Annotated in this window: 13 protein-coding genes; 8 read left to right on the forward strand and 5 right to left on the reverse strand. The window is 35.6% G+C overall.

Annotated elements, in window-relative coordinates; translation table 11 throughout:
- The first annotated feature begins 166 nt into the window (after positions 1 to 166).
- Genes LUA86_RS02830 through LUA86_RS02840 form a run of 3 tightly spaced genes read left to right on the forward strand, consistent with a single transcriptional unit; the run spans position 167 to position 3,256 of the window.
- Positions 167 to 1,003, forward strand: a complete 837-nt coding sequence (locus LUA86_RS02830) for a hypothetical protein (protein WP_370634287.1) — start codon at positions 167 to 169, stop codon at positions 1,001 to 1,003.
- Positions 981 to 2,117 (forward strand): glycosyltransferase, encoded by a 1,137-nt coding sequence (locus tag LUA86_RS02835; RefSeq protein WP_231459039.1) that lies wholly within the window; start codon positions 981 to 983, stop codon positions 2,115 to 2,117. The genes LUA86_RS02830 and LUA86_RS02835 overlap by 23 nt, the downstream gene beginning before the upstream one ends.
- A complete protein-coding gene (locus LUA86_RS02840; protein WP_231459040.1) occupies positions 2,117 to 3,256 on the forward strand; it encodes an ABC transporter permease in 1,140 nt (379 codons plus the stop codon). Before LUA86_RS02835 ends, LUA86_RS02840 begins: the two co-directional genes overlap by 1 nt.
- On the opposite strand, the gene LUA86_RS02845 is transcribed toward LUA86_RS02840, so the two are convergent.
- The gene (locus LUA86_RS02845) at positions 3,246 to 3,596 is read right to left on the reverse strand and encodes a TfoX/Sxy family protein (protein WP_231459041.1); all 351 of its coding nucleotides are present in this window, start codon (positions 3,594 to 3,596) and stop codon (positions 3,246 to 3,248) included. The two genes, LUA86_RS02840 and LUA86_RS02845, sit on opposite strands and share 11 nt — an antisense overlap.
- A gap of 76 nt (positions 3,597 to 3,672) precedes the next feature.
- Here LUA86_RS02845 and LUA86_RS02850 point away from each other — a divergent pair, with 76 nt between their 5' ends.
- Both LUA86_RS02850 and LUA86_RS02855 read left to right on the forward strand, forming a co-directional pair.
- A complete protein-coding gene (locus LUA86_RS02850; protein ID WP_231459042.1) occupies positions 3,673 to 4,281 on the forward strand; it encodes a ribonuclease HII in 609 nt (202 codons plus the stop codon).
- Between the two features lie 21 nt (positions 4,282 to 4,302).
- Complete coding sequence (locus LUA86_RS02855; RefSeq protein ID WP_231459043.1) at positions 4,303 to 5,505, forward strand: glycosyltransferase family 4 protein; 1,203 nt, start codon at positions 4,303 to 4,305, stop codon at positions 5,503 to 5,505.
- 13 nt (positions 5,506 to 5,518) lie between these two features.
- Here LUA86_RS02855 and LUA86_RS02860 read toward each other — a convergent pair whose 3' ends face one another.
- Both LUA86_RS02860 and LUA86_RS02865 read right to left on the reverse strand, forming a co-directional pair.
- On the reverse strand, positions 5,519 to 5,980 hold the full coding sequence (locus tag LUA86_RS02860; RefSeq protein ID WP_231459044.1) for an SRPBCC family protein: 462 nt from the start codon (positions 5,978 to 5,980) through the stop codon (positions 5,519 to 5,521).
- A gap of 3 nt (positions 5,981 to 5,983) precedes the next feature.
- A complete protein-coding gene (locus LUA86_RS02865; protein WP_231459045.1) occupies positions 5,984 to 6,394 on the reverse strand; it encodes a hypothetical protein in 411 nt (136 codons plus the stop codon).
- 300 nt (positions 6,395 to 6,694) lie between these two features.
- Here LUA86_RS02865 and gcvT point away from each other — a divergent pair, with 300 nt between their 5' ends.
- Positions 6,695 to 7,774: a glycine cleavage system aminomethyltransferase GcvT gene (gene gcvT / locus LUA86_RS02870; protein ID WP_231459046.1), complete on the forward strand. Its 1,080-nt coding sequence runs from the start codon at positions 6,695 to 6,697 to the stop codon at positions 7,772 to 7,774.
- 241 nt (positions 7,775 to 8,015) lie between these two features.
- Positions 8,016 to 8,729, forward strand: a complete 714-nt coding sequence (locus LUA86_RS02875; protein ID WP_231459047.1) for a 2-phosphosulfolactate phosphatase — start codon at positions 8,016 to 8,018, stop codon at positions 8,727 to 8,729.
- A 125-nt stretch (positions 8,730 to 8,854) separates the two neighbouring features.
- On the opposite strand, the gene LUA86_RS02880 is transcribed toward LUA86_RS02875, so the two are convergent.
- The gene (locus LUA86_RS02880; protein WP_231459048.1) at positions 8,855 to 9,664 is read right to left on the reverse strand and encodes a patatin-like phospholipase family protein; all 810 of its coding nucleotides are present in this window, start codon (positions 9,662 to 9,664) and stop codon (positions 8,855 to 8,857) included.
- Positions 9,665 to 9,735: 71 nt separating this feature from the next.
- Positions 9,736 to 10,767, reverse strand: a complete 1,032-nt coding sequence (gene gldB, locus LUA86_RS02885) for a gliding motility lipoprotein GldB (RefSeq protein ID WP_231459049.1) — start codon at positions 10,765 to 10,767, stop codon at positions 9,736 to 9,738.
- A gap of 119 nt (positions 10,768 to 10,886) precedes the next feature.
- Between gldB and LUA86_RS02890 the strand changes: the two genes are divergently transcribed.
- Complete coding sequence (locus LUA86_RS02890; RefSeq protein ID WP_231459050.1) at positions 10,887 to 12,527, forward strand: NAD+ synthase; 1,641 nt, start codon at positions 10,887 to 10,889, stop codon at positions 12,525 to 12,527.
- The last annotated feature ends 34 nt before the right edge of the window (positions 12,528 to 12,561 follow it).

A 12,561-nucleotide genomic window follows, 5' to 3' on the forward strand; every position in this document is an offset into this window, starting at 1 on the left:
ATATTTGCAAACTAAAAAGAGCAAGTTGACCGCCACAAACAAAAAAATATTTTCAATATCCATTAAATCCATTATTGTTGTCTTGGCCTTTTGGTTTATTTACCACAAGCTTGTGGCTAATGAAAACCTACATAATTTCCGTCAGCTTTTGAGTAATATTCCACAGATGCAAATTACGCTTGTAATTGGCTTTGTATTTCTACTCATGTTTGTGAATTGGTTTCTCGAATCGGCCAAATGGAAATATTTAATGCAAAGAATTGAGCGCATTAGCTTTTACAGAGCTGTAGAATCAGTTTTCTGTGGATTAACGCTGGCAATCTTTACCCCAAATAGACTAGGTGAATATGGCGGCAGGGTTTTCTTTTTATCGCCAAAGCGCAGAATAGTAGGGGTGGTTGCTATGGCGGTAGGAAACATTGGGCAATTGGTTTTAACGAATGTTTTTGGTGCCATTGCCCTAAGTGCCTTTATCTATCGGTTTATGAATTTAGATTACCGATTGTTTTTTGCTATTGAAGTAGTTGTCGTGGTTTTTTGTCTGTTCTTTTTGGTTTTCTATTTCAACATCAGGTGGTTAAACGGAATACTTCTATCATTTGAAATCACCAGAAAATATAAGAAGTTTTACAGCATTTTGGGTCGCTACAAAAAAGGAGAGCTTTTCAAAATTTTAATGTTTTGCCTTGCCCGCTACTTTGTGTTTAGCTCTCAATACTTTATCCTTTTTACGTGGTTGATTCCCGGACTACAATATCTGGATATTATAATGATGATTTGCATTCTGTTTTTCGTTCAATCAACCTTACCATCTTTAGATTTGTTCGATGTTGGAATCAGGAGCGTAACTGCTTCTTATTTTTTCAGCTTCATAACCAAGCAAGATGTGGCAGTTATTGCATGTACAGCTAGTATTTGGCTTATAAATATTATTATTCCTGCTATATTAGGCACATATTTCGTTTTTAAACTCAATTTTTTTGGAAATCCTAAATCTGATTAGTCTATTTTCTGCCTTATTAACGCTCGTTTATGCTCTTCTGGTAATCAGTTTTATTAGAGGATGGCATAAATTGGTCTATTTTAAATCAGGTAACACAATATTAAATACCAAAGTTTCGATAATTGTAGCTGCCCGTGATGAGGAAGATAATATCGGTAAAACCATTACTGATTTAACCGCTCAGAATTATCCAAAACATCTAACAGAAATTATTATTATCGACGACCATTCTACTGATAAAACGGCAGAAATTGTTTTAAGTTATGCAGATAAAAATGTTAAACTAATTAAGTTAAACGAAGCTAAAGCGCTCAATTCTTATAAGAAAAAGGCAATACAAACCGCAATAGGTACCTGCTCTGGAGATTTAATTATTACAACGGATGCTGATTGCCGCATGGGAGAGAAATGGTTATCAACCATTGTGGCATTGTACGAGGAAAAAGATTACAAAATGATTTCATCCCCGGTAGGATATTTTCAAGAAAAAAGTTTGTTTGAGCAATTACAGTCTCTAGAATTTTTATATCTGATAGGTTTAGGCGCATCTACCATTGGCAATAAAAAACCATCTACTTGCAATGGGGCAAACCTGGCTTATGAAAAAGCAACTTTTTATGAGGTTGGTGGCTTTACCGGAATCGATGATTTAGCCTCAGGCGATGATGAACTATTACTCCATAAAATTGCAGCCAAATACCCTGATAACATAGGTTTTTTAAAAAATCGAGATGCCATTGTTTATACTCATGCCAAAGAAAATTTAAATTCATTTATTCAGCAGCGCAAACGTTGGGCATCAAAAAGTACGCGATATAAAAACAAAGGCATAATAATTTTAGGCGTTTTTGTATGGATTTTCAACCTAAGCATTCTTGCAAATTTTACAGCGGGTTTATTCCTTCCGGGATTTTTAACCATCACATTTTATCAGTTGTTAGTTAAGATTATTTTAGAAGGTTTATTTTTATGGGATGTAACCAGCTTTAGCAAAAGACGAAGTTTATTGGTTTTTGTGCCATTTTTAAGCATTTTGCACATTCTATACATCATATTTATTGGTGTAGCAGGCAATAGCGGAAAATATAACTGGAAAGGAAGAATGGTTAAATAATGGATAATAGCCCATCAAAAAAAGTTTGGATAAAATTTAGAAGGAACAAGCTAGCACTTAGCGGGCTTATTTTTATTTTATTATTGATAGTGATGGGTATTTTAGGCTATTTAATTATGCCTGATAATTCTCCAAACGCGAATAATCAAATGGTACAGATTGCGAAGGAAAAGCCCGGAGCAAGATTTACTTTTATGATTATTGAGCGCTATGCGAATGTTGAAAAGGTAGGTTTTTTCGAAAAGATGCTAAACGGTCAGAAACCTAATTTCAAAAGCATTCCAATTACAGGTTATAGAATTGCTGGAGATAATGTTTTCGCAACAGAATTTATCGGCGAAGAAAAAGCACCAGAAACCAAATATAATTTAAAAGATTTGTGCCCAAATTGCACATTACCATCAAAATTGGGTTCTCCAGAAATGCTTTTTTCTCAAAAAAATATTTACCAAAAAACTTTCCTTCTCGGAACTGATATTTATGGTCGTGATTTATTGAGCCGCCTGATTCTAGGGATTCGGGTTTCATTGTCAGTAGGCTTAATAGCGGTTTTAATTTCACTTTTTATCGGTGTAAGTTTAGGCGCTATTGCTGGTTATTTTGGCGGTAAAACCGATGCTGCAATAAGCTGGTTTATGAATGTCGTTTGGTCGCTACCCTCGCTTTTATTAGTTATCGCCATTTCATTTGCTTTAGGAAAAGGTTTTTGGCAAATTTTTATCGCAGTGGGTTTGTCTACCTGGGTAGATGTAGCCCGGTTGGTTCGCGGACAAGTAATGGCGCTTAAAGAGGTAGAATTTGTAGAAGCGGCCAGAGCTTTAGGATTTAGCACAGCCAGAACCATTGCAAGGCATATTTTACCTAACATCGCCGGACCAATTTTAGTTGTGGCCTCTGCAAATTTTGCCTCTGCAATTTTGTTAGAAACGGGTTTAAGTTTTTTAGGATTTGGCGCACAACCACCTATGCCAAGCTGGGGCAGTATGATTAAAGAACATTATGGCTATATTATTATGGATGCGGCATATTTAGCTGTTCTGCCTGGTTTAGCCATTATGTTAACGGTTTATGCTTTTAACGTTTTGGCAATTGGCTTACGTGATGCTTTTGATGTGAAAGCACAAAACGTTAGCGTTTAACTTTCTTTTTCGAAGCTTTTGCTAGAGGATTGAAATCTAACGCTAATTTTATCCAAAAATCCAATTCATCATTGCGGTTCAACACATCTTCAGAAACCAATACAAATCCATTCATTACTTTGTTTCCCATTGTCATTTGTTCCCAGCCATCTTTATTACTTAGGTTTCCCAAATCATCCGGATTTAGTCGAAGCATTAAATTTCTTTTAGAAACACCTATGCACATTTTTGCATCAACCATAAAAATCAAGCTGCTAAACATTTCCTTTTCTTCAACATCAGGCAAATGCATTAATCTTTCGGCAATTCTAAAGGCTAATGTTTCATTATATTTCATCATAATTAATGTTTAAAACTAATTTAATCAATCCTTATCCGTTAGGCAAAAATTAAGCGTTATTCTTTAAATTTGCGCTATGTTGTTAAATTGTTATCAGGAAGAATTTTTAGAAGCAGGCTGCGATGAAGCGGGGAGAGGTTGCTTGGCAGGTCCTGTTTTTGCAGCAGCCGTAATCTTGCCTAAAGGTTTTGTGCTGGATGGTTTAAATGATTCTAAACAATTAACGCATGAACAACGTGATTTGCTTCGTCCAATTATCGAAAAAGAGGCTTTAGCCTGGGCAGTTGCCTCCTGCGATCATGAAGAAATTGATAAGATTAACATCTTAAATGCCTCTTTTTTGGCAATGCACAGAGCTGTAGAAAAACTGCATACACAACCAGGTTATCTGGTTATCGATGGTAATCGTTTTAAAGCTTACCCTCAAATTCCGCATAGTTGTATTATTAAAGGTGATGGAAAATATTTAAATATTGCTGCTGCATCGATTTTAGCTAAAACCCATCGCGACGAATTTATGACCAATCTCCATTCAAATTATCCGCAATATAATTGGGGAAAAAACAAAGGTTATCCAACTATTGCACACAGGAGAGCGGTATTAGAAATCGGTCTTTCGCCATTTCATCGTAAAACATTTAATGTTCGTGCTCCGCAGTTGGAATTGTTTTCAAAAAACGCCTAATTTTCGTATTTTCACAACGCTGTGAAAATTTTACTCATAACTAAAAGAGTTCCGTTCCCGCCAAATAGCGGCTATCCAATTGTGGTTTATAACACCATGAAAGGTTTGCTACAACTTGGTGCAGATATTACTTTGTTCAGTTTAAACCCGGCAAATTCCAGAATAGATATTGAAGAAATTACCGACCCTGTTTTCGAGAAAATTAAATGCCATAGCTGTGATTTAGATACCCAGGTAAATGTTTGGTCTGCATTTTTCAATATTTTCACTAACGAATCTTATAACGTTTCCAGATATTTTGATGAAGAGGCTGCCAGAACTCTGGAAAATATACTCCGCGAAAATGTTTTTGATGTTATCCAATTCGAAGGTCTTTTTGTAGTTCCATACCTTGATATCGTTAAGGCTAACAGTAACGCAAAGCTGATTTACAGAGCACACAATATTGAGTTTACCATGTGGGAACGCCGTTCTCATTCAGAAAGTTTCTTAGTTCGCAGGAAATATTTGGCATTTTTGGCGCAACGTTTAAAAGCCTACGAAACCGAGCAGATTAATCGTTTCCATCATATTTTTGCCATTAGCGAACCTGATAGGCAAAGCATTTTAATGTTTGGTTGTGAAATCCCGATGTCGGTTTTCCCTGTTGCGATAGATTTGGAAAACTATAAAATCGATAGCAGTAAAACCAGTTTCCCAACGCTTTTTCATTTAGGTGCAATGGATTGGCGACCAAACCAGGAAGGTTTAGAATGGTTTTTAGATGATATTTGGCCAGATATCGAGAAACTGAACAAAGACCTTCGTTTTTATATTGCCGGAAAAAATATGCAAAAGCATTTTTTTGAATACGACTCTGATAATCTGATTGTAGAAGGCGAAGTTTTTGATGCCGTAGAATTTATGAATTCGAAGGCCATTATGATTGTGCCACTCATTTCAGGTACAGGCATGCGGGTAAAAATTATTGAAGGTATGGCAATGAAGAAATGCATTATTGCAACACCAACAGCTGCCGAAGGTATAAATTGCCGTCATGGACACGATATTTTAATCGCCAATTCTGCCGATGAATTTTACCGCTCCATTTTGCAATGCATTATAAATCCTAAAAGATGGCTGGAGATTGGCGAAAACGCCAGAAAGACGGTAGAAAACGAACACGGGGTGCATTTGGTTGCCGGAAACATGCTTAAAGTTTACCAAGAACTTATTCTGAACTGAAAGCCACAGTAATTTAAGCAGTCACGTTTTTCAGTTCATTTTCCAGCTTATCAAAATTTTCTTCATTCTTATCTGTAACATAAGGCTTTAATTTATTGCACTCTGCAACCGAATCAAATAGCATTTTGAAAACAATTTTTGTCTTGCCTTTTTCTAATTCTTCAAAGGTGAATAATACTTGAAAAAGTGGCTTAGAGTGGCGCTTCCAGGCAATTAATGATGGCTTTTCAATTTTAATAAATTCGCACTCATTGGCATAATTTCCTTTGTCTGGCCCATGCATCACGAAATTCCATTTACCACCTACTATAAAATCGAATTCGTTAAAAGTATTCGTAAAACCAGCTGGTCCCCACCAGTTTTTTAAATGATTTGGCTTAGAAAATGCCTCAAAAACCTGTTCAATTGTTGCATTAACAATTCGGCTGCTCACTATCTCGCTATCTGGCGTGGTTATAATTATTGCTGTGCTCATTTTTTACAAATTTTTCCTCAATTTCAGTTCCTCTTTAATAGCCTTTAATTTGCCAAAATTTATAATAAAAATAGGGATTATTGCAATTGGTATCACAGATTGCGCACTTAAACCCTTCTTAAAGGCCATAAAAATATTTATTATAATCAGCACTAACAGTGCCCCTCCTAACATTGCAGTAATGCCTTTCATTGATTTTTCGGTTTTAATCAATTCTTCGGTGCTCATTTCGCTGTATTTCTTTGCCATCATTTTACTTGGTTTATATTTGAAGTTAAATATTTTTTTGAAGCGCAATTTTCTGTACACTTTGGTTACGAAAGTCCCGCTATTGCTGCAAGTCCGCTCCCGATAGAAAAAATCGGGATGCGTGCTTTCCGCTCTATCGGGGCTATTGTACAGGTTAAACTTCACTATTTAAGGTTCTAGAAAAGCTAAAGGATTAAATGTTTTTATGTTGGATTCGAAAACCACGCATGGCCACTAATGTCTATAAGTTAATTTGAACTATCATTCCTCATTCGTCAATGCGAAGCAAGAAGTAATCTACCATCGATATTAATAGGATTGCTTCGTGCCTTGCATTGACGATATTTTCTACAGCTTCTTTAAAATACTGATATAGATTTCCAAAATCATACAAAATTTCTGATAAAATTTAACCGAAAACATTGCCTTTTTCTTAGTAGTTTTGCCGCCAACTATTTATTAAGCATGAAAAATACAGCTTTAACAGAAAAACACATCGCATTAGGCGCTAAAATGGTTCCATTTGCAGGCTATAATATGCCCGTAACTTACGAAGGTATAAACGCAGAACATGCAACCGTTCGTAATGGAGTTGGTGTTTTTGATGTTAGTCACATGGGCGAATTCATTTTAAAAGGCGAAAATGCTTTGGATTTAATTCAACGTGTTACCAGTAACGATGCATCTAAACTTTATGATGGTAAAGTACAATATTCTTGTTTGCCGAATAAAGATGGAGGTATTGTGGATGACCTTTTGGTTTATCGCCTGGATGAAAAAACATATATGCTTGTTGTAAATGCATCGAACATAGAAAAAGACTGGAACTGGATAAACCAGTTTAATGATAAAGCTGTTGAAATGCACAACATTTCTGATAAAACTTCTTTATTGGCTATTCAAGGTCCGAAGGCAGCTGATGCTTTGCAAAGTTTAACAGAGGTTGATTTGGCCTCAATGGAATATTATACTTTCGTTAAAGGTACTTTTGCAGGCGTAGAAAATGTTTTAATTTCTGCAACTGGTTACACCGGTGCTGGTGGCTTTGAAATTTATTTTAATAATGAGGATGCAGATAAAATCTGGGATGCAATTTTTGAAGCGGGTGCGGCATATAACATTAAACCAATCGGTTTAGGTGCTCGTGATACGTTACGCTTAGAAATGGGTTTCTGCTTATACGGAAACGACATTGATGATTCAACTTCGCCACTTGAAGCTGGTTTAGGCTGGATTACTAAATTCTCTAAAACATTTACAAATGCTGAGGCTTTACAAGCTCAAAAAGAAGCTGGTATTCAGAAGAAATTAGTTGGTTTTGAAATGATTGATAGAGGAATTCCTCGCCATGATTATGAAATTGCTGATGCAGAAGGCAACATCATTGGTAAAGTTACTTCTGGTACACAAGCGCCCTCGTTACAAAAGGCAATTGGTATGGGTTACGTTGCTAAAGATTTCGCTAAAGAAGGTTCAGAGATTTTTATTAATATCCGCAATACACCAATTAAAGCCAAAGTTGTTAAGTTCCCGTTTTATAAATAAATTAGTTGTAGGTTTTAAGTTGTAAGTTATACGTTCTGGGCTTACAACTTAAAACGTATAATTTTCACTTTGTAAATAAATTAGTTGTAGGTTTTAAGTTGTAAGTTATACGTTTTGGGCTTACAACTTAGAACGTATAATTTTCACTTTGTAAATAAATTAGTTGTAGGTTTTAAGTTGTAAGTTATACGTTTTGGGCTTACAACTTAAAACGTATAACCTAAAACCTATAACATTCACCGTGTCGAAAAAAATTGAAGTTTGTTTAACGCCTGCCCTGATTGATTTATATGATATTGAACAGAGTATTGTTGTAGTTATTGATATTTTGAGGGCTACATCTTCTATAACTTATGGGATAGAAAATGGGGCAATAGCCATTATCCCGGTTGCTAATGTAGAAGATTGCTTAACGTTTGCAGATAAAGGTTATCTATTGGCCGCAGAACGTAACGGCGAGGTGGTTGAAGGCTACGATTTCGGCAATTCGCCATTTTCTTATACAACAGAAAAAGTTGCCGGTAAAACCATTGTGCTTACCACAACAAACGGTACTAAAGCGCTTCATTTGGCAAATAAGCGAGCGCATCAGGTTGTAATTGGGTCTTTTTTAAATCTCGATTCACTTTGTGAATATCTGGCAAAGCAAGATAAAAATGTATTGCTTTTATGTGCAGGCTGGAAAGACCAGTTTAATTTAGAAGATACTTTATTTGCCGGAGCAGTAGTAAATAAACTGCGTAAAAACTTCGAACATTTTGATGATTCGAGCGTAGCCGCTGAAGATTTGTATATTTTAGCAAAGGATGATTTAAGAAAGTATCTGCATAAATCGTCTCACAGCAATCGTTTAGCACAGCTGAATATAGAAGAAGATGTTGTATTCTGTTTGCAGCTAAATGTTTGTACAGCAATTCCGGTTTTGGATGGAGAGCGCTTGGTTAAGTTGAGATAGACTATTCTATTTAAGGAACTTGATGGTTCTCCAATTTATTTTGTAGGTTAATGGAAAAAAATCTATTTAGTTACAAAGATTTCTCGGCTTTGCTCGAAATGACGGATAAGATCGGGCTTCATATATCACTTCGTAATCAATTCTCTAATCGCTGGTGTGTTTTTAATAACATTTAAGGCTTCTTCGTGCGCCAACCAATAAATATCTTCAGCACGTTTCATATCGAAGGTGCTAATGGCGCCTAAGCCTTTTGGTTCGATAACTACATTGCAGAATTTCGCTTTACGCTCCATATCATGGTTTATAGACATTAATCCGGCACGACCTAGCAAATTTGTTATACCCGTAATTTTATCTACTGCTTTTAGATGATTGCAGGATGAACCGATGATAAAATCACAATCGTTCATTAATGGTTCAACAGGAAAATTATTTAAAATTCCGCCATCAACATACATCTGGCCATCAATCATAATCGGTTTAAAAATACCTGGAATGCAACTTGATGCATGAATAGCCCGAATTAAAGGTCCTTTAGTAAAATAAACCAATCTGCCTTCGCTAAAGTTTACAGCCGCAATTGTTAATGGAATTTTAAGTTTCTCAATAGAATCTTTAGGGAAATACTCTTTTAATATTAAGGATGTATTTTCGATATTAATTAATCCCAATGAACCAACAGCCGGACGAACAAAACGCCATAATTTTGTTTTCAGAAATATATTCAGTCCTTCTTCAGGATCTATTCCTGCTGCAAAAAATGAACCTGCTATTGCACCTGCGCTTGTACCGCTAATTTGACTAAAAGTTATGCCTAGATTACTAAATGCCTTTAAAATACCCAAATGTGCAATTCCTCTGATTCCGCCGCCTGATAGTACAATTCCAACTTTTTTTGGTTTTATTATCGCTTCTTTAATAGGTTGATTTGTCATTGGCTCGGTACTAATTATCTTATATGTTAGACTTTGGTATTGTTGAATTATTACATCAATTTTATTGCAGATTATTTCCGTTTGGGTTTATATTTTGATTGATTCAATATTTTTTGTGCATCATTTTCTGCCATAAGCTGTTGCAAAGTAACATCAGGATGGGTTTCCATATATTTTTTTACAATTTGCCATCCTGTAAATACGCCCAATTTTGGTGCCGAATCTCGGTTTTCACCCAATCCGGGAGTAAACGGGCCTTCAGAAAGAAAAACCTGTATTTTTTGGTAATCGGTTTCATACAAGAAATTGTTTTCCAAAAAGTATGCCCATATATCTGTTTCAAAATTCTGTGCCCAACCGAGTTGGTTGTTTGTGTAACCAATTTTTATAGAATCTGGAATATTTTCAGGTAAAACCTGGTCTAAGAAATATAAAATTTTCCCCTGAAAAATCATTTTCGATAAGAGCGTCCGGTTCTCATCAGGTTCGTGAAAAAGTTCTTCATGTGCATAGGTTTCTGCAACCCGCGGTATAATGTATTCACGAGCAAATCTCTTCGATAAGTAAAGTGGAACACTTTTAACTATGGCCGTGTAAAATTTACTGTCTTTTCCTAAAAACATATCCAAGCCTATGCCTAAATAATTATCGCCGACTGGCATTTGATAAGCAAAGCCAGATACAAAAGATATAATTTTAGGAATTTTTGCTTTCGGATAATAGTATTTGATGTACTTAAAGGTTTCGGTTAAGCCTTCTTCCTGAGCCTTTAAATTTGGATATACACTATCAACTTCTTTTGTTAAATCTGTGTAAGCTTTATCGGCATATAAATTTGCTAAAGATTCGGTGTTGCTGTATCTACTATCCAGAATTTTATGAAGAAAATCATCATAAAAAACACCATATTTTGTATTTAGCTTTTTATCAGTTTCATTAACATCATTTGTTTTTCCAGAATATAGTTCTTTCTCAAAACGCTCAATCTTAATATCAAGTTTTATATTGCTAACATCTGGCCGTTTGCTTTGCCTACAGGAAATAAATACTAAGGCAAAAAGAAAAATTAGATAAATTTGCTGGTGTTTTATATTATACTTCATTATAAACAAATATAAAACACATAAGGTATGAAAAGAATAATGACCGTTTTAATTTTTCTCGATCATTAACCGTTACCTTGTACTAAACTTTGACATATTCTTTTAATTTTTTACAGTACATGAAGATAGCTCTAGCTCAACTTAATTATCACATTGGTAATTTTGAAGCCAACACACAAAAAATAATCAGCAGTATTCAAACTGCAAAAGGTAAAGGTGCCGATTTGGTGGTTTTTGCTGAGCTTGCCATCTGTGGTTATCCGCCACGCGATTTTTTAGAATTTGATGAATTTATCTCGCTCTGCGAAAAATCTGCCCTGCAAATTGCTGAACATTGTACAGATATAGCCTGTATTATCGGTTTACCCATAAAAAATGATGTTTTGCAAGGGAAAGATTTATTTAATGCTGCCTTTTTTATTGAAGATGGAAAGGTAAAGGCGGTAACTAAAAAGGCATTGCTGCCAACCTATGATGTTTTTGATGAGTATCGTTATTTTGAGCCGGCAACAAAATTTCAGTGTATAGCATTTAAAGGGAAAAAAATAGCCTTAACCATTTGCGAAGATTTATGGAACATAAATGATAACCCATTGTATGTTTCAAATCCGATGGATGAGTTGATAAAAGAGCAGCCTGATGTTATGATTAATATTGCGGCCTCGCCTTTTTCTTACACGCATGATGATGAACGCATAAAAGTATTATCAGATAATGCAAAAAAATATAATTTGCCGGTTTTTTACGTAAACCAGGTTGGTGCGCAAACAGAGATTATTTTTGATGGTGGCTCTTTAGTTTTTGATGCTGAAGGCGCTACCAAAGCAGAAATGAAATATTTTGAAGAGGATTTGCAGGTTTTTGATTTAAATGAAATTGAAAATGTTAAAAATAAATATCCGGCAGCGCCGCGATTAACAGATATTGAGCAAATACACGATGCTTTGGTTTTAGGTATTAGAGATTATTTTCAAAAATCAGGTTTTAGTAAAGCTGTTTTAGGTTTATCAGGCGGTATTGATTCTGCTGTGGTTTGTGCTTTAGCTTGCAGTGCACTTGGAGCAGAAAATGTAATGGCCGTTTTAATGCCGTCTAAATTTTCTTCCGATCATTCTGTTCAGGATGCGCTTGATTTGGTGGAGAACATTGGTTGCATGCACGAAATTATTCCAATAAAAGAAGCTGCCGAAGCTTTTGATAATATGCTGGCGCCAGCTTTTAAAGGTTTGCCTTTCAACTTAACCGAAGAAAATATCCAGGCTCGTATTCGCGGAATTATTAATATGGCAATGAGTAATAAATTCGGCTACATTCTACTTAATACATCAAATAAAAGCGAATGTGCCGTGGGCTATGGAACATTGTATGGCGATATGTGTGGTGCAATAGGTGTAATTGGCGATGTTTACAAAACACAGGTTTTTCAGCTTGCCAGATACATCAATACAGAAAAGGAAATTATTCCGGTAAATACCATAGTAAAACCACCATCGGCAGAATTAAGGCCAGGCCAAAAAGATTCAGATTCGTTGCCTGATTACGACTTGCTGGACAAAATCTTACACCAGCACATCGAATTAAAGCAAGGTTCAAAAGCAATAATTGCGCAAGGATATGATGAAGCTTTAGTGGCAAGGATTTTAAAAATGGTTAACATTGCCGAATTTAAACGTTACCAAACGCCACCAATTTTGAGGGTTTCTCCAAAAGCTTTTGGAATGGGCAGGCGGATGCCGATTGTAGGAAAATATTTGAGTTAGTTTAAAAATATTCGGGAGGGCTTGGGCTATCTGT

This window comes from Pedobacter sp. Leaf132, assembly GCF_920984695.1.
Lineage (GTDB): Bacteria > Bacteroidota > Bacteroidia > Sphingobacteriales > Sphingobacteriaceae > Pedobacter.